This window comes from Stenotrophomonas sp. AC248 (genome assembly GCF_979258185.1).
Genome location: NZ_OZ409840.1, coordinates 3,964,496 through 3,983,912, shown reverse-complemented (window position 1 = coordinate 3,983,912; position 19,417 = coordinate 3,964,496). Strand labels below are relative to the sequence as shown.

The 19,417-nt window shown below is 68.8% G+C and carries 18 protein-coding genes and 2 riboswitches; of the genes, 11 read left to right on the top strand and 7 right to left on the bottom strand.

Annotated elements, in window-relative coordinates:
• Window positions 1-13 precede the first annotated feature (13 nt).
• The 4 genes from ACZ0AE_RS17925 to ACZ0AE_RS17910 all read right to left on the bottom strand — a co-directional run bounded on the left by ACZ0AE_RS17925 (window position 14) and on the right by ACZ0AE_RS17910 (window position 8,206).
• The gene (locus ACZ0AE_RS17925) at window positions 14-3,076 is read right to left on the bottom strand and encodes an efflux RND transporter permease subunit (protein WP_463601774.1); all 3,063 of its coding nucleotides are present in this window, start codon (window positions 3,074-3,076) and stop codon (window positions 14-16) included.
• Complete coding sequence (locus tag ACZ0AE_RS17920) at window positions 3,073-6,180, bottom strand: MdtB/MuxB family multidrug efflux RND transporter permease subunit (RefSeq protein WP_463601773.1); 3,108 nt, start codon at window positions 6,178-6,180, stop codon at window positions 3,073-3,075. Before ACZ0AE_RS17920 ends, ACZ0AE_RS17925 begins: the two co-directional genes overlap by 4 nt.
• Window positions 6,177-7,352: an MdtA/MuxA family multidrug efflux RND transporter periplasmic adaptor subunit gene (locus ACZ0AE_RS17915; RefSeq protein ID WP_313245894.1), complete on the bottom strand. Its 1,176-nt coding sequence runs from the start codon at window positions 7,350-7,352 to the stop codon at window positions 6,177-6,179. The genes ACZ0AE_RS17920 and ACZ0AE_RS17915 overlap by 4 nt, the downstream gene beginning before the upstream one ends.
• A 236-nt stretch (window positions 7,353-7,588) precedes the next feature.
• The gene (locus ACZ0AE_RS17910) at window positions 7,589-8,206 is read right to left on the bottom strand and encodes a trimeric intracellular cation channel family protein (protein ID WP_038685940.1); all 618 of its coding nucleotides are present in this window, start codon (window positions 8,204-8,206) and stop codon (window positions 7,589-7,591) included.
• 90 nt (window positions 8,207-8,296) lie between these two features.
• A riboswitch (glycine riboswitch) is annotated at window positions 8,297-8,388 on the bottom strand.
• Window positions 8,389-8,396: 8 nt separating this feature from the next.
• Window positions 8,397-8,491, bottom strand: a riboswitch (glycine riboswitch).
• Window positions 8,492-8,535: 44 nt separating this feature from the next.
• Between ACZ0AE_RS17910 and ACZ0AE_RS17905 the strand changes: the two genes are divergently transcribed.
• From ACZ0AE_RS17905 to ACZ0AE_RS17875, 7 genes are all read left to right on the top strand, one after another.
• A complete protein-coding gene (locus ACZ0AE_RS17905; RefSeq protein WP_128097542.1) occupies window positions 8,536-8,799 on the top strand; it encodes a GIY-YIG nuclease family protein in 264 nt (87 codons plus the stop codon).
• An 85-nt stretch (window positions 8,800-8,884) separates the two neighbouring features.
• Complete coding sequence (locus ACZ0AE_RS17900; RefSeq protein WP_463601772.1) at window positions 8,885-9,364, top strand: hypothetical protein; 480 nt, start codon at window positions 8,885-8,887, stop codon at window positions 9,362-9,364.
• 31 nt (window positions 9,365-9,395) lie between these two features.
• The gene (locus ACZ0AE_RS17895) at window positions 9,396-9,842 is read left to right on the top strand and encodes a nuclear transport factor 2 family protein (RefSeq protein ID WP_137190513.1); all 447 of its coding nucleotides are present in this window, start codon (window positions 9,396-9,398) and stop codon (window positions 9,840-9,842) included.
• Window positions 9,839-10,261, top strand: coding sequence for a DUF2750 domain-containing protein (locus ACZ0AE_RS17890; protein ID WP_463601771.1), 423 nt, complete (start codon window positions 9,839-9,841; stop codon window positions 10,259-10,261). The genes ACZ0AE_RS17895 and ACZ0AE_RS17890 overlap by 4 nt, the downstream gene beginning before the upstream one ends.
• Window positions 10,262-10,378: 117 nt before the next feature.
• Window positions 10,379-10,702, top strand: a complete 324-nt coding sequence (locus tag ACZ0AE_RS17885; RefSeq protein ID WP_463601770.1) for a DUF2004 domain-containing protein — start codon at window positions 10,379-10,381, stop codon at window positions 10,700-10,702.
• Window positions 10,702-11,151, top strand: a complete 450-nt coding sequence (locus tag ACZ0AE_RS17880; RefSeq protein WP_463601769.1) for a hypothetical protein — start codon at window positions 10,702-10,704, stop codon at window positions 11,149-11,151. The genes ACZ0AE_RS17885 and ACZ0AE_RS17880 overlap by 1 nt, the downstream gene beginning before the upstream one ends.
• Before the next feature lie 137 nt (window positions 11,152-11,288).
• Window positions 11,289-11,819 (top strand): hypothetical protein, encoded by a 531-nt coding sequence (locus tag ACZ0AE_RS17875; RefSeq protein ID WP_463601768.1) that lies wholly within the window; start codon window positions 11,289-11,291, stop codon window positions 11,817-11,819.
• 12 nt (window positions 11,820-11,831) lie between these two features.
• On the opposite strand, the gene ACZ0AE_RS17870 is transcribed toward ACZ0AE_RS17875, so the two are convergent.
• Complete coding sequence (locus ACZ0AE_RS17870) at window positions 11,832-13,136, bottom strand: NAD(P)/FAD-dependent oxidoreductase (RefSeq protein WP_463601767.1); 1,305 nt, start codon at window positions 13,134-13,136, stop codon at window positions 11,832-11,834.
• A gap of 162 nt (window positions 13,137-13,298) precedes the next feature.
• Here ACZ0AE_RS17870 and ACZ0AE_RS17865 point away from each other — a divergent pair, with 162 nt between their 5' ends.
• Window positions 13,299-14,060 carry an NYN domain-containing protein gene (locus ACZ0AE_RS17865; protein WP_038685954.1) on the top strand — a complete coding sequence of 254 codons (762 nt, stop codon included), beginning with the start codon at window positions 13,299-13,301 and terminating at the stop codon, window positions 14,058-14,060.
• Window positions 14,061-14,078: 18 nt separating this feature from the next.
• Here the strand turns inward: ACZ0AE_RS17865 and ACZ0AE_RS17860 are convergent, their stop codons facing one another.
• Window positions 14,079-14,288: a hypothetical protein gene (locus ACZ0AE_RS17860; protein ID WP_038685955.1), complete on the bottom strand. Its 210-nt coding sequence runs from the start codon at window positions 14,286-14,288 to the stop codon at window positions 14,079-14,081.
• Between the two features lie 102 nt (window positions 14,289-14,390).
• Here ACZ0AE_RS17860 and ACZ0AE_RS17855 point away from each other — a divergent pair, with 102 nt between their 5' ends.
• A complete protein-coding gene (locus ACZ0AE_RS17855) occupies window positions 14,391-15,011 on the top strand; it encodes a glutathione S-transferase family protein (RefSeq protein ID WP_038685958.1) in 621 nt (206 codons plus the stop codon).
• A 67-nt stretch (window positions 15,012-15,078) separates the two neighbouring features.
• On the opposite strand, the gene ACZ0AE_RS17850 is transcribed toward ACZ0AE_RS17855, so the two are convergent.
• Window positions 15,079-17,253, bottom strand: coding sequence for a primosomal protein N' (locus ACZ0AE_RS17850; RefSeq protein ID WP_463602112.1), 2,175 nt, complete (start codon window positions 17,251-17,253; stop codon window positions 15,079-15,081).
• A 495-nt stretch (window positions 17,254-17,748) separates the two neighbouring features.
• On the opposite strand from ACZ0AE_RS17850, the gene ACZ0AE_RS17845 reads away from it, so the two are divergent.
• Both ACZ0AE_RS17845 and ACZ0AE_RS17840 read left to right on the top strand, forming a co-directional pair.
• Window positions 17,749-18,753, top strand: coding sequence for a hypothetical protein (locus ACZ0AE_RS17845; protein ID WP_463601766.1), 1,005 nt, complete (start codon window positions 17,749-17,751; stop codon window positions 18,751-18,753).
• Window positions 18,746-19,324 (top strand): DUF3106 domain-containing protein, encoded by a 579-nt coding sequence (locus ACZ0AE_RS17840; protein WP_038685962.1) that lies wholly within the window; start codon window positions 18,746-18,748, stop codon window positions 19,322-19,324. Before ACZ0AE_RS17845 ends, ACZ0AE_RS17840 begins: the two co-directional genes overlap by 8 nt.
• Window positions 19,325-19,417 lie beyond the last annotated feature (93 nt).

Here is a 19,417-nt window from a genome sequence, read left to right as displayed (position 1 = left end):
CATCAGGCCGTTGCTACCCCCGCCGCATCCGCGCCAACGCCAGATAGATCGCCGGCGTCGTATACAACGTCAACCACTGGCTCACCAGCAACCCACCCACGATCGCGATCCCCAACGGCTGGCGCATCTCCCATCCTTCGCCGGTCGCCAGCATCAACGGCAACGTACCCAGCAACGCGGCCACACTGGTCATCAGGATCGGCCGGAAGCGCAGCCGTGCCGCCTCGCAGATGGCGTCATACGACGACAACCCGCGCTCGCGTTCGGCCGACAGCGCGAAGTCGATCATCAGGATGGTGTTCTTCATCACCACGCCTACCAGCAGGAACAGGCCCAGCAGCGAGATCAGGTTCAATTCGTTGCCGAACGCCATCAGCGCCAGCAGTGCGCCCACGCCGGCCGAGGGCAGAGTGGACAGGATCGCCAGCGGCTGCACGAAGCTCTCGTACAGCACGCCCAGCACCAGGTACACGGCCAGCATCGCACCCACGATCAGCCACAACTGCCGCTCGCGCAGTTTGGAAAACCCACCGGCCTCGCCACTCAGCTTGGCCTGCACATGGCTGGGCAGCATGATCCCGGCCATTGCGCGATCCACGGCTTTCACCGCCTGGTCCAGGGTTACGCCGGGTGCCAGCGCGAACTCGATCCAGACCGAGGCAAACTGTTGGCTGTGGTAAATGCGGTCCGGCGCCATGCCGTAGGACCAGCTGGCAATGGAGGACAGCGGCAGGCGCTGACCGCCCTTGCCGATCACGTGGATCTGGTCCAGCGTGGACGGGTCCTGGGTGTAGCGCGGGTCCAGTTCCATCACCACGCGGTACTGGTTGAGCGTGTCGTACAGCGTGGCCACCTGGCGCTGGCTGAAGGCGTTGTTGAGCACCGAGGCGATCATGCGCATGTCCACGCCCAGCCGTGCAGCGGCGTCGCGGTCGATGTCCAGCACCACCTGGCGCATGCCTTCGTCACCCTTGGATTCCACGTCCACCAGCTCGGGCAGGGCGCGCAGTGCGTCGGCCACCTTGGGGGCCCATTGCCGTAGGGGTTCCAGCTCGCCGGACAGCAGCTGGAACTCGTACTGGCCGCTGTCGCCGCTGCCTTCCAGCTTGATGTCCTGGTCCACCCACAGGAACATGCCGCCGCCGGGAATCTTCGGCATGTTGCTGCGCAGGCGGTCGATCACCTGCTGGCTGGACACCTTGCGTTCGGCCAGTGGCTTCATCTTGATCATGATGAAGGCGTTGTTGACCCCGCTGCGCCCGCCGATGTACCCGATGATGTCGCTGATGGCCGGGTCGGCCAGCAGCAACTTCCGATACGCATCGATCTTGGGCTGCATCACCTGGAACGACAGCCCGTCGTCGCCGCGCGCGAAGCCACGCAGCTGCGCAGTGTCCTGCTTGGGCACGATGCCCTTGGGCACCTGCTGGAACAGCCACACGTTCAGCCCGATCACCGCGCCGAACAGCAGCAACGGCACGGCCAGCCAGCGCAGCATCGTCTGCAGGCTGGTCACGTAGCCGCCGCGCAGCCGCTCGAACAACGCCGTGCCGCTCCGCTGCAGCACGTTGCCCGCACCGGGCCGCTCACGGCCCAGCAGACGTGCGCACAGCATCGGGGTCAGGCTCAGCGAGACCAGCAGCGACACGCCCATTGCCGCCACCAGGGTCAGCGAGAACTCGCGGAACAGCTTCTCCACGAAGTCGTCCAGGAACAGGATCGACACGAACACCACCGCCAGTGCGATGTTCATCGACAACAGGGTGGCGCCCACTTCACCGGCACCACGCAGGGCCGCGTCCATCGGCGACGCACCGTTCTCGCGATGGCGGGCGATGTTCTCCAGCACCACGATGGCATCGTCCACCACCAGCACCGCGGCCACGATCAGCGCCATCAGCGACAGCGTGTTGAGCGAGAAGCCGAGCAGCGCGATCACCGCCAGTGCGCCCAGCAGCGACACCGGAATGGCCAGGGTGGGCACCAGCGCGGCGCGCCAGTGACCCAGGAAGGCCAGGACCACCAGCACCACCAGGGCAATGGCCAACAGCAGGGTCAGCTCGGCCTCGTGCAGGGTGGCGCGGATGACCGGCGAGCGGTCCATCACCACCTGCATGTCGATGCTGGCCGGCAGCAGCGCCTGCAGCGTGTCCATCTGCGCGTTGATGGCGTCGACGGTTTCGATGATGTTGGCGTCCGGCTGCCGGCTGACGATCAACAGCACCGCCGGGCGCTGGTTGTGGAAGCCGCTGGCATAGCGGTCTTCCACGCCCTCGCTGACCTGGGCCACGTCGCGCAGGTGCACCGGGCGGCCCTCGCGCATGGCGATGATCAGGTCGCGGTACTCGGCGACGGTGCGCAGCTGCAGGCTGGCCTCCAGCTGCCATTGCCGGCTCTGGCTGGCCACGGTGCCCAGCGGCTTGAGCGCGTTGGCGGTGCGGATGGCCGCGGCCACGTCATCGAGCGCGATCCGCTGCTGGTTGAGCGCATTGGGGTCCAGCGACACCCGCACCGCCGGCAGCGAACTGCCGCCCACCTGCACTTCGCCTACGCCCGGAATCTGCGCCAGCTTCTGCGCGATCACCGTGGAGGCCACATCGAAGATCTGCCCGGGCGAGAGGCTGTCCGAACTCAGTGCCAGCGCCAGGATCGGTGCCTGCGAGGGATTGACCTTGTTGTACTGGGGCATGCCCGGCATGCCGCTGGGCAGCTGCGCGCGGGCGGCGTTGATGGCCGCCTGCACGTCGCGCGCGGCGCTGTCCACGTCGCGGCCCAGCTCGAACTGCAGCTCGATCTGGGTGGAGCCCTGGGTGCTGGCCGAGTCGATCCGGCTCAAGCCCGGAATCGTGCCCAGCGCCCGTTCCAGCGGCGTGGCCACGTTGGCCGCCATCGATTCGGGGCTGGCCCCGGGCAGGCTGGCGCTGACGTTGATGGCCGGGTAGTCCACCTGCGGCAGCGGTGCCACCGGCAGCAGCCGCAGACCGAGCAGGCCGGCCAGCACCACCGCCACCGACAGCAGCAGGGTGGCGACCGGGTGCTGCACGAACCAGCCGATCGCCCGCGCCAGCGGACTCACGCGTGGGCCTCGGCCGCGTCGTCGGCACGTTCGGCCGGGCGCCGGCGGAAGCGGTCGAAGAACAGGTAGATCACCGGCGTGGTGAACAGAGTGAGCACCTGGCTGACGATCAGCCCGCCCACCATCACCACGCCCAGCGGCTGCCGCAGTTCCGCGCCCGAGCCGCTGGCGAACATCAACGGAATGGCGCCGAACAGCGCGGCCAGGGTGGTCATCAGGATCGGACGGAAGCGCAGCAGCGCGGCCTGGTGGATCGCCTGGTGCGGGGCCAGGCCGAACTCACGCTCGGCCTCCAGCGCGAAGTCGATCATCATGATCGCGTTCTTCTTCACCAGCCCGATCAGCAGCACGATGCCGATCACCGCAATCAGGTCCAGGCTGCGCCCGCTCAGCAGCAGCGCCAGCAGCGCGCCCACCGTGGCCGAGGGCAGGGTGGAGAGGATGGTGATGGGGTGGATGAAACTCTCATACAGCACGCCCAGCACCAGGTACATCACCACCACCGCGGCCAGCACCAGCCACAGCGTGCTCGACAGTGAGGCGCGGAACGCATCGGCCGCGCCCTGCAGGCGCAGCTCCACCCCGGTGGGCAGGCCGATCGCCGCACGCGCGCCTTCAATGGCCTGCACCGCTTCGCCCAGCGACGCGCCGCGTGCCAGGTTGAACGAGAACGTTACCGCCGGGAACTGGCCCACGTGGTTGATCAACAGGTGCGCCGGGCGCTGCTCGATGCGCGCGATGCCATTCAGCGGCACCTGTTTGCCCTCCGGCCCGGCCACGTGCAGGCGCGCGATGGCGTCCGGCCCGAAGGCCGCGTCCGGGCGCGCTTCCAGCACCACGCGGTACTGATTGGCCTGGGTGAAGATGGTGGAGATCTGGCGCTGGCCGAACGCGTCGTACAGCGCATCGGCCATTGCGTCCACGCTGATGCCCAGGCGCGCGGCGGCCACCCGGTCGATCAGCACGTGCGCCTGCAGGCCCTGGTCCTGCAGGTCGCTGGCCACGTCGGCCAGGGCTGCGGACTGCTGCAGGTGGGCCAGCAACCGGGGCGTCCACTGCGCGAGCTGGTCGCTGTCGGGGCTGGTCAGGGTGAACTGGTACTGGGTGCGGCTGATCCGGTCCTCGATGCCCAGTTCCTGCACCGGCTGCAGGTACAGCGTGATGCCGGGCACGTGCGCCACGCGCTGCTGCAGCCGCGCGATGATCGCCTGCGCGTCGGCATCGCGCTGCGCATGCGGTTTCAGCTCGATCAGCAGCCGGCCACTGTTGAGCGTGGCGTTGTTGCCGTCCACACCGATGAACGAGGACAGGCTGGCCACGTCCGTATCGTCCAGCAGCGCCGCGGCAAGCGCCTGCTGGCGCTGTGCCATGGCCTGGAACGAGATCGACTGCGGCGCTTCGCTGATGCCCTGGATCAAGCCGGCGTCCTGCACCGGGAAGAACCCCTTGGGCACCCACACGTACAGTGCGGCGGTAAGCAGCAAGGTGGCCACGGTGGCGCCCAGCATCAGCGGCTGGCGCTGCAGCACCCAGTGCAGCTGGCGGTCGTAGATCGCCACCACGCGGTCGAACGGGTCGCCCTGCTGCGCCGATTGCTGGCCATCTGCATCGCGGCGGGTGGCATGGCCGGCCTTGAGCAGACGCGCGCACATCATCGGGGTCAACGTCAGCGACACCAGCAGCGAGATGCCGATCGCCACCGCCAGGGTGATCGCGAACTCGTGGAACAGCTTGCCCACCACGTCGGCCATGAACAGCAGCGGGATCAGCACCGCGATCAGCGACAGGGTCAGCGAGATCAGGGTGAAGCCGATCTGCCGAGCGCCCTTCAGTGCCGCCTGCATCGGCGTGGCGCCGCGTTCCAGGTGGCGGGCGATGTTTTCCAGCATCACGATCGCATCGTCGACCACGAAGCCGGTGGCGATGGTGAGCGCCATCAGGGTGAGGTTGTTGAGCGAGAACCCCGCCAGCAGCATCACCCCGAAGGTGCCCACCAGCGACAGCGGCACCGCGATGCTGGGAATGATCGTGGCCGGAATGTTGCGCAGGAACACGAAGGTGACCATCACCACCAGCGCGATGGCGATCAGCAGTTCGTGCTGCACGCCGCGGATGGAGGCGCGGATCGATTCGGTGCGGTCGCTCAGCACCGCCACGTCCACGCCCTTGGGCAGCGACGCCTGCAGCTGCGGCAGCAGCGCCCGCACCTGGTCCACCACGGCGATCACGTTGGCACCGGGCTGGCGCTGGATGTTGATCAGCACCGCCGGCGTGGTGCCCGACCACGCGGCCAGCTGGCGGTTTTCCGCGCCGTCTTCGATCGTGGCCACATCGCCCAGGCGCAGCGGCGCGCCATCCTTGTAGGCCAGGATCAGCGCCTGGTACTCGGCCACCGAGCGCATCTGGTCGTTGGCATCGAGCATGATCGCGCGGGTGGGGCCGTCGAAGCTGCCCTTGGGCATGTTGACGTTGGCCGCGCCGATCGCGGTGCGGATGCTGGCCATGCTCAGCCCGTTGGCGGCCAGCGCCGACGGGTTCACCTGGATGCGCACCGCCGGGCGCTGCCCGCCGGCCAGGCTGACCAGGCCCACGCCCGGCAGCTGCGACAGGCGCTGGGCCATGCGCGTATCCACCAGGTCGTGCACCTGCGGCAGCGACAGGCCCTGCGAGGTCACCGCCAGGGTCAGGATCGGGGTGTCGGCCGGGTTGACCTTGCGGTACACCGGCGGCACCGGCAGGTCGTCGGGCAGGAAGCTGTCGGCGGCGTTGATGGCGGCCTGCACTTCCTGCTCGGCCACGCCCAGGGCGACCTCCAGCGAGAACTGCAGGGTGATCACCGACGCGCCCCCCGAGCTGGTGGAGGACATCTGCTTCAGCCCGGGAATCTGGCCGAGCTGCCGCTCCAGCGGCGCGGTCACCGCACTGGTGGTCACCCCCGGGCTGGCACCCGGGTACAGCGTGGTGACCTGGATGATCGGGTAGTCCACCTGCGGCAGCGCCGCCACCGGCAGCAGCCGGTAGGCCAGGATGCCGGACAGCAGCAGCGCCACCATCAGCAGCGTGGTGGCTACCGGGCGCTCGATGAAGGGCCGCGAGAGGTTCATGCGCCGGTCCGCGGCGCGTCCACCTGCGTGCCCGGCGTGGGCACCACCTCCACCGGCGCACCTTCGCGCAGGCCGTCGATGCCTTCCACCACCACCCGCTCGCCGGCCTTGAGGCCTTCGCGCACCGAGACGCGCTCGCCATCAGCCGGGCCCAGCACCACGTTGCGCAGGTGCGAGGTGTTGTCCGGGGCGATCACATACACATAGCTGCCCTTGCTGCCGAACTGCACGGCGGCGTTGGGAATCACCACCGCATCGGCACTGCTGACCTGCAGGCGGATGTTGACGAACTGGTTGGGGAACAGCGCCTCGTCGGCATTGGCGAACTGCGCGCGCAGCTTCAGCGTGCCGGTGGCGGTGTCGATGCGGTTGTCCAGGCTGGACAGCACGCCGCTGCCGAGCGCCTGGCGCTCTTCGCGATCCCATGCTTCCACCGTGAGGTCGGGCGTGGCGCGCACGGCCGCCACCACCGCTGGCAGGTCCGGCTCGGGCACGGTGAAGAGCACGCTGATCGGCGTGGTCTGGGTGATGGTGGCCAGCGGCTCGGTATCGCCGCTGCGCACCAGGTTGCCCACGTCCACGTTGCGCAGGCCCATGCGCCCGGCCACCGGCGCGGTGATGCGGGTGTACTGCAGTTGCAGGCGTGCTTCATCCACCGCAGCCTGGTCGGTCTGGCGACGGCCCTGCAGCTGGCGCACCTTGCTCTGCTGGTCGCTCAGGTCCTGGGCAGAGACGAAGTGCTTGGCCTGCAGTTCGCTGTAACGCGTGAGCTGGGTCTGCGCGTTGTCCAGTTCGGCCAGGTTCTGCTGCTGGGTGCCCAGCGCACGCGCCAACGCCACCTGGTAGGGGCGCGGGTCGATCTCGGCGATCAGGTCGCCGGCCTTGACGTGTTCACCCTCGCGGAACGACAGCCGCAGCAGTTCGCCCTCCACGCGGCTGCGCAGGCTCACGGTATGCAACGGCGTCACCGTGCCCAGCGCCTTCAGGCGCACCACCAGGTCTTCGCGCACCACCGTGGCCACGCGCACCGGCGTGGCGGTGCTCGCGGGTGCGGCTTCGGCGGCCGGCGCGGGCGACAACACGCGCCAGGCGATCACGGCGGCGGCCAGCACGGCCACGACCAACAGCGGTTTGAACAGACGACGGGAACGCGAGGGGAGCGGGGCAGACATGGGGCATCCTGCGCGTGCGCCACACGGCGAACGCGTCCATGGTTTACCGGCCCGTGGGGGCAGGCGAGGCGAAGTGGGGTTGTCTGGCGGGGCCGCTGGTCGAATGCCGCAGCGTGGCTGGATACCGACCCGGGAGGGGCGGGGGCGTCATGGTACCGCGTGTGGGTGCCTGCACTCACATGACCTTGGTCATGGGGCGGGACGGTCGGGTGCTACCGGTGCATTGAACGTTCCGTTCAATGCACCTCGTCGCGATAGACGAACTTGGGCATTTCCCATTTGAAGTGGATCGCCAGCAGGCGCAGCAGGAAGCCGCCGCCCAGGCACCACAGCGTGGCCGCGTTGATCGACACGCCCAGCTCCAGCAGGCCCAGGTAGGCCGCGCCGGTGAACAGGGTGATCACCGCATACAGTTCCTTCTGGAAGATCAGGGGGACCTCGTTGCACAGCACGTCGCGCAGCACGCCGCCGAAGGCACCGGTCAACATGCCCGAGATCAGCACGATCGGCGCGGCGTGGCCGGCATCGCGCGCCACCGCGCAGCCGATCAGGGTGAAGCAGATCAGCCCCAGTCCATCCAGCACCAGGAAGGTGCGGCGGAAGTGGTGCATCCAGCGCGCCACCCAGGTGGCGATCAACGCCGCGCAGATGGTGAAGCCCAGGTACTCGGGGTGCTTCACCCAGCCCAGCGGGTAGTGGCCCAGCACGATGTCGCGCAGCGAGCCACCGCCCAGCGCGGTGACGCAGGCGATGATGACCACGCCGAACAGGTCCATGCGCCGCCGTCCGGCGGACAGCGCGCCGGTCATGGCTTCGGCGGAAATGGCGATGAGGTAGATCAGGGAGAGCAGCATGGGGGAGGCTCCGGGCACGTCAGGCGGGGACGGAAGCACGCACATCGCACGCCAGCGCGGGGCACTGTCGTGAGGGTGGGATTCCGTTGCCGCTCCCGCTGTCCTTTTGCCTGAGAGTTCGGTGGCCAAGGCCACGTGCCCCTTCGGCGGGTCATTGAAGACCTCTCTCCAGATCGGCGTGCTGGATGCATGGTTGGTGGCGTTCCGAGCCACCGGCCTGAGCGATTATGGGAGCCTGCGCCTTCGGCGGGTGCCAGCGTGGCACCTCTCTCCTGCATCCGGGGCGGATTCTAGCAGCCGCCGGGCGCTCTCCGGTGGATAATCCCGGTATGCCCGCTGAACCCGCCCCCTGGTACGTGTACCTGCTGGAATGCCGCAACGGCAGTTACTACGCCGGCATCAGCAACGACGTGGACGCCCGCTTCCAGGCCCATCTGGCCGGCAAGGGCGCCAAGTACACCCGCGCCCACCCGCCGGTGAAGCTGCTGGCCATGCGCGCCTACCCGGACCGCGCGACCGCCTCCAAAGCCGAATGGCAGCTCAAGCGCCAGCCGCGGGCGCGCAAGCTGGCGTGGCTGCAGGCCACCCCGTAGCGCCGGGCTCCACCCGGCTGCGCGTGACGCTGGCTCGCCGTCACGGCGTAGGCCACAATCAGCCGACCACCGGGAGGGAACCAGGATGTTCGATCTCCAACGAAAGCCGCTGACACGGACGCGCACGACGTGGCTCCTGTCGCTCCCCACGCTGCTGCTGGTCGGCCTGGTGATCGCCGCGCCTGCATCGGCGGCCACGCCCGTGAACGCACTGCGGTATGGCGACATCGCCCCGGCCGATTCCTTCCGTGCCGCCTACGCCCCCGATGCCATCGCGGCCGCGCGCACGCCGCTCGACCGGGCCAAGGTGCCTGCCAACCTTCGTGGCCTGGTGCCGCTGGCCGAATACTGGGGCATCGGCGACGACGTCCTCCGCGAGATGATGCAGGAGGGGGAGAGCCCGGCGAAGAAGAAGGCGATGGCCGATGCGGTCAACCCGCACAATGCGGCGATCACGGCCTGGCTGGACAGTTGGCCGCAGGGCGAGCCAATGAGCGACGAGGCGGCCGCCTTCATGTACATGCAGCTGGGCCTGACCGAATTGGAGCTGTTCCGCGAGGAATGAGCTGCGCCACCTACCCGAGGGAAACCCTGCGATGACCCCGCTTGCCCTGTTGCTCGCCCTTGCCGGCGCTACTACACCGGCTGCCCCCGCCATCGATCCCGCCACGCGTGCCGCGATCGAAGCCACCTGCCTGGACTACGTGGACGGCCAGCTCGAGGGCGACCCGGCCCGCGTGGCGCGTTCGCTGCACCCGGACCTGGCCAAGCGCGCGATCCTGGGTGACACGCCGGATGAGCGCCTCGGCCTGCGCCGGATGTCGAAGGAAGAGCTGGTGGAACTCACCCGGCAGGGCGCGTTGAAAACCCCGAAGGCGCAGTGGAACCGCAGCTGCAAGGTGCTCGACGTCACCGGCAACGCCGCCTCGGTGCGATTGGAAACACCGTGGTTCGTGGACTATTTCCACATGGGCCGGTTCGGCGAGCGCTGGGTCATCGTCAATGCGCTTTGGTACAGCAAGCCGAAAGCGGCGGCAAAGTGACGACCACGCACAGCGACAGTGAGGCGGGATATCGATTCGGGCCGCAAGAGGTCGACGCCGTGCTGCGTGCACGGCCAGAGAAGCGCTACGCCTATTTCGTCAATCGCGTGGCCGACTGGGAAGAAGTATGGGGATTGCGCAACGCCGATGGCTGGGTGATGTCGGCTACCGATGCGGGTCAACAGGTGGCACCGTTCTGGCCGTTCCGCGCGTTCGCCGAACGTGCGGCGGTGGGCAGCTGGTCGAACACGTGGCCGGAAAGGATCGCCCTGCACGCCTTCCTGGAGCGCTGGCTGCCCGGCCTTGCCGGTGACGGTCGGCGGGTCTGTGTCCTGCCCGACGAACACGGCCAGGGCGCCACCGTCGCGCCTGCCACGCTGAAGGCCGATATCGAAGAAGAGCGGGAAAAACTCGAATAGGCTGCGGGAGGCGAACGCGCGCGATTGACCGCCCGCCGCGTCACCGCGATCATGCGCTGCGCCCTGCGCGTCTCCACGATGCAAGGCCGCATTGCACCCCACAGACAAGGAAAGCACATGACCGATACAACCGCACAACGACAGGCGCAGGCACTGGCTGCCATCCAGCAGGCCGTGGGCACCGAAGCCGGCGAAGACGGCGTGGATCTGTTCGCCGACCACCACCGCGACGAGCTGCCGGCCAGCTATTGGCAGCAGCACCTCGGCGACGTTGCGCCGACGCCGGCCGCCATCATCGGCCTGCTGGAATTCAAGTCGGCCTGGGGCGAAAACGAGAGCGAGTACTTCGATTTCACCCTGCCGGGCGACGTCACCAACTACGTGGTATCGGTGCACTTCGATGAAGCTGGCGAGGTCGACACGATCGCGATGGAAAGCTGATGGGCCTGTTCTCGCGCCTGTTTCGCGGCCCCGAGTTCCTCGAGCACCCTCAACTGGGCCGGCTTGAACTGCTGACCGGTTCCAATGACAGCCACCATTGGATCCAGGCGCCCGAAGAGGAGGAGGACGGGGTCGTACTGGCCAGTTTCCATGTCATCGACAAGGCGCCCCCCAGTGAGGCGCAGATCGCGTTCCTGCGCCGGCTCATCGACGAGCCAACGTGGATACTGGACGACGTGCAGGCGGTGATCGGTCCGGCGTATGCGCAGTACTTCGGAGAACCCTTGCCCCGTGCGTGGCCGCTGGTGATGCAGCTGTGCTCGGTGAGCGTGCCGCTGGACGCCGACCCCGGCAACCCATGGGACATCCAGCTGGTATCGGAACAGGGGCCGATCTTCACCGTGGCGTTCTGCAATGGGGTCGCCGAGCTGGGCAGCATCGATTCCTGAGTGACGCTGCGTGCAGGCAACATCCTGGCGCAGCCAGCGGTGGCCCACCGCCGCTTCGCCGCCACGCCATGCGTGGGGCAATCCAATGACGACGCGCCAGGGAGGCGGGAGTGGGAACAGCGAGGTTCCATAAAGAAATGGGCGCAGTGATGCGCGACGGCGACGAACACGACCACGCCCAGCGCATGCAGATGGCTTACGAGGCCGTCAGGGACGCCTGGTTGGCAAGCAAGGAATACACCGCGCTGGTGAAAGCGATCCTGGGCAACTGGACCAGCGGCAACTGCGTGCCGTACATGCAGCCACTGACTGCGGCACTGGTCGGCGACGGTGAGCACACCCTGCACCGCACGCTGTGGGCACGTACCATCCAGCGCCAGGTGGAGCGCTTCTTCCGCGAATACGCAGCCCTACGCGGTTCGCGCATCAGCGTGGACGCGCTTCTGGCAGCGGACACCCGTGGCTTCGACGAACACGACGTGAACGGCTGTTTCGACGCGCCCAAGGCCTGCGCCTTCCTGCTGCAGCGTCTGTTCGACAGCCTGGCGATCTGGCGCGGGGAGCTGGTTGACGCGGGCATGCCATGTACCGAACCGGACGCCATCGGCGCCAGCCTGCGCCGACTTCGCAAGCCGCCCATCTCCGTTTCCCGTCTGCCGGCGGGGTGAGCATCGCCGGGGTCATGGCGGCGGCGGGGTGTCGCTGGGCAGCTTCGGCCTGCGGTCCTCACGGTCATCCCCGAAGATGATCCGCGCACTGCGCTGGTAGCTCCAATACGCCACCGCCCAGTTGAGCAGCACCACGATGCGGTTGCGGAAGCCGATCAGGAAGAACACGTGCGCGGCCAGCCAGAACCACCAGGCCAGCACGCCGGACAACTGCAGCCGGCCCAGGTGCACGATGGCCGCCATGCGCCCGATCGTGGCCAGGTTGCCGAAGTCCTGGTACTTGAACGGGCCCGGCGCCGGTTTGTCCTCCAGCCGCGCGCGGATGATCGCCGCCACGTGCTTGCCCATCTGCTTGGCCGCAGGCGCCACGCCGGGCACCGGCCGGCCGTCGGCCTGGCTGAGCGCGGCCAGGTCGCCGGCGACGAAGATCTCCGGGTGGCCTTCGATGGTCAGGTCCGGCTGTACCGGCACGCGGCCGGCGCGGTCCAGCGGCACCGCCAGTGTGCGTGCCAGCGGCGAGGCGGCCACGCCGGCGGCCCACACCACGGTGCGCGCCGGCACGAACTGGTTGCCCAGCTGGAAGCCGTCGCCGTTGATGTCGCTGACCGGCGTACCGGTGAGCACTTCCACGCCCAGTTTTTCGAGCTGGCGGCGCGCCTTCAACGACAGCACCTCGGGGAAGGTCGACAGCACGCGCGGGCCGGCTTCCACCAGGCGCACCTTGGCGCTGGCCGGATCGATGTGGCGGAACTCGTTGCGCAGGGTATGCCGGGCAATCTCGGCCAGGGTGCCGGCCAGTTCCACGCCCGTGGGGCCGCCGCCGACCACCGCGAAGCTGAGCCAGGCGGCCTTGCGGGCGGGATCGGGCTCGGCCTCGGCGCGCTCGAAGGCCAGCAGCAGCTTGCGGCGCAGCGCGATGGCATCGTCCAGGGTTTTCAGCCCGGGCGCATCGGCGGCCCATTCGTCGTGGCCGAAGTAGGCGTGGGTGGCGCCGGTGCACAGCATCAGCGTGTCGTAGCCCAGGTGGCTGCCATCGGCCAGGGTGATCTGCCGGGCCTGCTTGTCGATCGAGGTCACTTCGCCCAGGCGCACTTCCACATTGCGCTGGTCGCCCAGGATGTGGCGCAGGGGCGCGGCGATATCCGGTGCCGACAGCCCGGCGGTGGCCACCTGGTACAGCAGCGGCTGGAACAGATGGTGGTTGCGACGGTCTACCAGGGTGATGCGCACGCGCGCGCTGGCCAATGCCCGGGTGGCCCAGAGGCCGGCGAAGCCTCCACCGATGATCACCAGGTGGGGCAGGGTATCGCGGGTCATGCAGGGACTCCTTGGCGGGGGCCGGCCGTCCGGCCCATGGGTTCATGGTCGACGCGGCATATCGTCGCACGTGAAGCACGATGTTCACGCGGATGACAGATACTGGGTTCAGGGGCCGTCGCGCTGGCGCATGGCCGTGGTCGCATCGCTGTGGAGGCTGACATGACCGAACCGGAAAAGCGCATCGCCCTGCTGATCGATGCCGACAACGCGCCGTCGTCGAAGATCGACGTGGTGCTGGCCGAGGTGGCGCGCTATGGCGTGGCCAACGTGCGCCGTGCCTATGGCAACTGGAAGAGCCCGGCGCTAAAAGGCTGGGAATCGGTGCTGCATGCCTACGCGATCCGCCCGATCCAGCAGTTCGCCTACAGCCGGGGCAAGAACGCCTCGGACATGGCCATGGTGATCGATGGCATGGACCTGCTGTACGCACGCAACCTGGATGGGTTTGCGATCGTCTCCAGCGATGCCGACTTCACCCCGCTGGTGATGCGCCTGCTTACCGACGGGGTCAAGGTGTACGGGTTCGGGGAGAAGAAAACCCCCGAGCCCTTCGTCAATGCCTGCTCCAAGTTCACCTACCTGGAAGCGCTGGGACAGGACCTGGCCGCCGACCCCGAGGTGGAGCACGGCAACGAGGAAACCCGGCCGCGCAAGAGTGGCCCCGAGCTGCGCAGCGACACCCGTCTGGTGCAGATGCTGCGCAGCGCGGTGGCCTCGGCCGAAGCCGACGATGGCTGGTCGCACCTGGGCCCGGTGGGCAGCCAGATCGGCAACCAGGCCTCGTTCGATTCGCGCAACTACGGCTACGGCAAGCTCAGCGAACTGCTGGCCGCCACCGGCCTGTTCGAAATGAAGAAGGACGGCAAATCCACCTACGTGCGCGCGCTGCCGAAGAAGGGCGCGGCCAAGGCGGCCAAGTGATGCAGGGCGAGGTGCCGGTCAGTGCGTGGCGTGCACCACCGACAGCGTGCGCGCGTCGGACTGCTGGTAGCCGTCGATGACGCCGCGGCCAAAATCCTGCAGCGTGCCGAACGACATCAGCACCAGCGCGGCGGCCAGCATCAGGTTGCGATGATGACGGCGGTAGCCCACGACCAGCAGCACGATACCCAGGCACAACAGACTGATTTCGAGGATCTGCGCAAACATTGCATTTCGTCCATGAGGTGACGGCCACGCCGCCGACCGGCGTATCGTAGCGCCACTGCGCGGTGCTGTGGCACCGCTTCTGTCCGAACCGGGAAACCAACCATGCTGAAGATCTGGGGCCGCCACAATTCGAGCAACGTGCGCAAAGTCCTCTGGTGTGCCGAGGAAATCGCCGTGCCCTACGAGTCGATCCAGGTCGGCGGTGCGTTTGGCGGCACCCAGTCGCCGGAGTACCGGGCGATGAATCCCAACGGCCTGGTCCCGTTGATCGAAGACCATGGCCTGCCGCTGTGGGAATCCAACACCATCGTGCGTTACCTGGCCGCGCGCTATGCGCTGGGCACCCTGTACCCCGAAGACGTGGTGGCGCGCGCGCAGTCGGAGAAGTGGATGGACTGGACCACCTCCGCCTTCTCCGGCGTATTCCGCGACCTGTTCTGGGGCACCCTGCGTACCGCCCCGGCCGACCGCGATGAAGCGCGCATCGCTACCGCGCTGGTGCGCTCGGGCGACCTGCTGGCCATGGCTGACGACGCGTTGTCGCGGCAGCCGTGGCTGTCCGGCGATGACTTCGCCATGGGCGACATCCCGCTGGGCGCCTTCATCTATGCCTGGTTCGAAATGCCGATCCAGCGCCCGCAGTTGCCGCACCTGGCGGCCTGGTACGAGCGCCTCAAGCAGCGCCCGGCGTACCAGCGCGGCGTCATGACCGCGTTGACCTGACGCGCCGTGCCGACCAACGGTCGGCGGCGGTACATGGTAGTTGCGGACCGTTGGTCCGCACATGGCCCTAGTAGAGATCCGTCGGGTCCACATCCAGCGACCAGCGCACCTTGCGTGCCTGCGGCAGCGCGTGAATCTGCGGTGTGATCAGGTCCAGTACGCCGTGCAGCGGCCGGCGTGCGGGCGCTGACAACAACAGCTGCGTGCGCTGGTACCCGGCGCGGCGCGGCATCGGGGCCGGCATCGGGCCGTAACGCTCCACCGCGGCATCGTCAGGAATCAACCCGCGCACCGCGCTGAGCATCGCGTTGGCATGCTCCACCTGCTGCGACTCGGCGCGCAGCAGCGCCAGGTGCGCGAACGGCGGAAAGCCGGCCGCTTCGCGCTGCTGCAACTCCGCTTCGGCAAAGGCGTGGTAGCCACCATTGACCAGCGTTTCCAGCAACGGGTGCCCGGGGTGGTGGGTCTGCAGCCATACCTCGCCCGGATCGGTGGCGCGCCCGGCACGCCCGGCCACCTGGATCAACTGCTGGGCCAGCTTCTCGCTGGCGCGGAAATCGGCCGAGAACAGGCCCTCATCGATACCCACCACTACCACCAGCGTCAGCTTGGGCAGGTCGTGGCCCTTGGCCAGGATCTGCGTGCCGACCAGGATGCCTGCGCGGTCGCCCAGCGCCGCCAGTTGGGTTTCCAGCGCGTCGCGGCGGCTGGTGGTGCCACGGTCGATGCGGATCACCGGGTAATCGGCGAAGGCCTCGACCAGATGTTCTTCCAGGCGCTCGGTGCCAATGCCCTGCGGCTGCAGCGCCAGGCTGCCGCAATCGGGGCAGGCCAACGGCGCGGACTGGCGCGCGCCGCAGTGGTGGCACTGCAGGCGCCGGCCGCCGGCGTGCACCGTCATCGGTGCGTCGCAGCGCTGGCACGGCGCGGTCCAGCCACAGTCGTGGCACAGCAGCACCGGCGCATAGCCGCGGCGGTTCTTGAACACCAGCACCTGGTGGCCGGCCTGCAGGTGCTCGGCAATGCCCTGCAGCACCTCCGGCGACAGCCCATCACGCAGCGGCCGCTTGCGCACGTCCAGCACGCGCACCCGCGGCGGGCGCGCATCGCCGGCGCGTACCTTCAGGCGCAGGTGGGTGTAGCGGCCGGCCTGCGCGTTGTGCAGCGATTCCAGCGACGGCGTGGCGCTGCCCAGCACCACCGGCACATCCAGCGCCTTGGCCCGCACCAGGGCGAAATCGCGCGCGTGGTAGCGGATGCCATCCTGCTGCTTGTAGCTGCCGTCGTGTTCTTCATCCACCACGATCAGCCCGGCGTTGGGCAACGGGGTGAAGATCGCCGAGCGCGTGCCCACGATCACCTGCGCCTCGCCGCGCGCGGCCGCGGCCCATACGCGTGCGCGTTCGTTGTCGTTCAAACCGGAATGCAGCACGTGTACCGGAATGCCCAGGCGAGTGCGGAAGCGCGACAGGGTCTGCGGGGTCAGGCCGATTTCCGGCACCAGCACCAGCGCCTGTCTGCCGCGTGCCAGGCAGTCCACGATCGCCTGCAGGTACACCTCGGTCTTGCCGCTGCCGGTCACCCCGTCCAGCAGATAGGCGCCGAAGCCACGGGCACCGGTGATCGCCGCAATCGCGGCGGCCTGCTCGGGGTTGGGCGGCGGTCCGTCGCTGGCCTGCGCAACGGGCACCTGATGGTCCAGCGCGATCCGTTCGACCACGCCGCGCTTGGCCAGGGCACGGGCCGCGCTGCGCCAGTCCTCCATGCGGGCGTCCAGCACGTCTTCATCCACCACGCCCTCGGCCAGCAGCGCGCCCAACCGCTGCGGGCGGGTGCCGGCACGCAGGCGCGCGCGCTGCGCGTGGCCGTCGGCGGTCAGCTGCCAGCCCCAGCGGTGGGTGGCGGGTACCGCCTCGCCACGCCGCAGCGGTGCCGGCAGGGCGGTGCTGACCACCTCGCCGAGCGGGGCATGGGTGTAGCGCGCCAGCCACTGCAACGAGGTCCACACCTCGCCGCCCAGCAGCGGTTCGGCATCGATCCAGTCCAGCGCGGTGCGCAGCGTGCCGCCATCGGCCACCACGCCGATGCCCGCGACTACCCCGACCAGCTCGCGCGAACCGAACGGCACCCGCACCCGGCGCCCGACCATGCCGGCATGCGGCGGCTCGCCCGGCGGCGGGGCGTAATCGAACCACTGGGGCAGGGGCAGTGGCAGCGCAACCTGCACGGTCGGCGCATTCAGCTGGGGAGCGGGGCCACCGGTCAGCGACAGGGTGGGGGCCGGATCGGAACTGGGCATCGCAGCAGTGTAGCGGCCCGCCCACGCCCCGGCAGCGACCGTGAACACGCTTGCGGATCTCTCGGCGCGAACCTAAATAGCGGCTAAATATCTGTCCCGTCGAGAGATTCAGGCTTATCCACATCTTCTGTGGATAAGTCTGTGCGCCACTCTTGATCTCCGGGCCGTGCGTCAGGAAGTTCCGACCTCTCCCTCAACTTGGTCAAAAAATAGCCACACAACAATATCCATTAAATTCAATTAGATAGCTGTGAAACAAAGCTGAAACATGCATCTCATGGCTATCACACCCCGTTGTACCCGGGTTTTCCTTGATGCTGTGCACAACCTGCGCCCATGACAGCGGCAATCTGGCTGCCCCGTCTTCACACGCTGCCCATATCGGCACGCCGGATCGGCCGCGCAATCGCTATCATTTCCGCAAATGATGGAGTTGCTATGACGGCTGCGACGGCCCCCCTTTCTTCTACCGCAGCCGGCGCGCTGTCGGCGTTCCTGCGCGGCGTTGAACGCCGTGCCCTGGTGGTGGCCGAGCTGCAGTGCGGTGACCCGGCCGTGGCCGAACAGGCCCTGGTGGCCGTGATGCGGGCGTTCGCCGGTATCGCCAGCGACGTGCCGATGGCGCAATGGCCCGACCGTTTCTGGATCCTGCTGGCCCACCGCACCCCCATCCGCATGCCGGCCGAGGGCGGGCGCTGGGAGGCAGGGCTTGGCCACCTGCAGGCCCTGCCGCCGCCAGCACGGCTTGCGCTGCTGCTGCGCATCGGCGGTGGGCTGGACGAAGCGGCTGCCGCGCAGATCCTCGACCTGCCCGTGGCCGACTACCAGCAGGCACTGGCCGACGCCTGCCCGCGCGATGCGCACGGCCATCCCGATGCGACCGGCTGGCGCGCGTTGGCCGAACAGGTGCAGCAGCGCCTGCGCGACCTGCCGCTGTCACGCCTGCAGAAGCTGCAGCAGCCGGTGGCCGCGCCGCCCCCAGCCAACCACGATGCCGCCTCCTGGCGCACCCCGCACAAGGCCGACGCCACGCCGGCCCGTGCCCGTGCGCGCCGCAAGGGCGGGCGCCGGCTCCCCTGGAAGGGGCTGTTGATCGTGGCGGTCACCGCCGGCGTACTGCTGGGCGGGGCAGCCTGGTGGAAACATGCCCGCACCGCGACCGACCCGGCCGCCAGCGCACCCGACGGCGCCGTTGCAGACACCGGCCCGGTGCAGGTGGAAGCCCTGCCGGCCGACGACGTGCCCGTGACCGCGCCGGCCGACCCGGCCCATGCCGCCACCGACGCGGCCATGCTGGCCGACCCGGACCTGCCGCTGGCGCGCGATGCCGACCTGTATGCCTGGTCGGCCGCTGGCGGCCCGGTGCCGGTGGATGAATCACAGCCGCAGCCCAGCCGCCCGGAAGCGGCGGCGGCCGGGTTGGAGACCAGCACCGATGAATAAACTCCTCCTGCGCGTGGCGCTGCTGCTGGCCTTGCCCGCGTTGGCCAACGCCGCCTCGCAACCGCTGCCGTTGCCCGACCGCGACACGGCGGCGCCGGCCGTCGCCACGCCAGCCACCGCGGCGGCCATTCCGACCACCCGCGCCGCGCTCGACCCGGCCCAGCTGCAGGAGCTGCGCCGTCGCTACGCCGCCTGGCAGGGCCTGCCGGCGGCGGAGCGGGCGCGCATCCGCGATGCCGCGCAGCGCATGGCCGCCTTGCCACCGGCCCAGCAACAGGCGTTGCGCGCGCGTTTCGACGCGCAGGACCAGCGCTTCCGCGACGGCTGGCTGCTGGGACCGCAACTGGGCCAGGCCTTCCCCAAGCTGCAGGGATTGTTCGGCTACCTGCCGGCCGAGCAGCGCGAACCGGCGTTGGCCATCCTGCGCCAGCTCAGCCTGGACCAGCTGGCCCAGCTCAGCCTGGTGGCCCAGCGCACGCCGCCGCAGGAGCGCGACCAGGTCCGCAGCCAGTTCCTCGCGCTCGCCCCCGGCGCCCGCGACGCGTGGTTGAAGCAGAACGTCGGGCATTGAGCGCATTCCCGCCGCCGCGCATCGCCAGGTGCGAGCGTGGCGGCGGCGCCATCGTGTCGCAAACCGCACATTCACCCCCGGTCGTGGGTTTTG

Coding starts and splice junctions, on each gene's coding strand:
- ACZ0AE_RS17915 (WP_313245894.1), bottom strand. CDS start 7,352: ATGTCTGCCCCGCTCCCCTCGCGTTCCCGTCGTCTGTTCAAACCGCTG.
- ACZ0AE_RS17855 (WP_038685958.1), top strand. CDS start 14,391: ATGCTGAAGATCTGGGGCCGCCACAATTCGAGCAACGTGCGCAAAGTC.
- ACZ0AE_RS17880 (WP_463601769.1), top strand. CDS start 10,702: ATGGGCCTGTTCTCGCGCCTGTTTCGCGGCCCCGAGTTCCTCGAGCAC.
- ACZ0AE_RS17910 (WP_038685940.1), bottom strand. CDS start 8,206: ATGCTGCTCTCCCTGATCTACCTCATCGCCATTTCCGCCGAAGCCATG.
- ACZ0AE_RS17875 (WP_463601768.1), top strand. CDS start 11,289: ATGGGCGCAGTGATGCGCGACGGCGACGAACACGACCACGCCCAGCGC.
- ACZ0AE_RS17860 (WP_038685955.1), bottom strand. CDS start 14,288: ATGTTTGCGCAGATCCTCGAAATCAGTCTGTTGTGCCTGGGTATCGTG.
- ACZ0AE_RS17845 (WP_463601766.1), top strand. CDS start 17,749: ATGACGGCTGCGACGGCCCCCCTTTCTTCTACCGCAGCCGGCGCGCTG.
- ACZ0AE_RS17900 (WP_463601772.1), top strand. CDS start 8,885: ATGTTCGATCTCCAACGAAAGCCGCTGACACGGACGCGCACGACGTGG.
- ACZ0AE_RS17865 (WP_038685954.1), top strand. CDS start 13,299: ATGACCGAACCGGAAAAGCGCATCGCCCTGCTGATCGATGCCGACAAC.
- ACZ0AE_RS17885 (WP_463601770.1), top strand. CDS start 10,379: ATGACCGATACAACCGCACAACGACAGGCGCAGGCACTGGCTGCCATC.
- ACZ0AE_RS17895 (WP_137190513.1), top strand. CDS start 9,396: ATGACCCCGCTTGCCCTGTTGCTCGCCCTTGCCGGCGCTACTACACCG.
- ACZ0AE_RS17905 (WP_128097542.1), top strand. CDS start 8,536: ATGCCCGCTGAACCCGCCCCCTGGTACGTGTACCTGCTGGAATGCCGC.
- ACZ0AE_RS17840 (WP_038685962.1), top strand. CDS start 18,746: ATGAATAAACTCCTCCTGCGCGTGGCGCTGCTGCTGGCCTTGCCCGCG.
- ACZ0AE_RS17920 (WP_463601773.1), bottom strand. CDS start 6,180: ATGAACCTCTCGCGGCCCTTCATCGAGCGCCCGGTAGCCACCACGCTG.
- ACZ0AE_RS17870 (WP_463601767.1), bottom strand. CDS start 13,136: ATGACCCGCGATACCCTGCCCCACCTGGTGATCATCGGTGGAGGCTTC.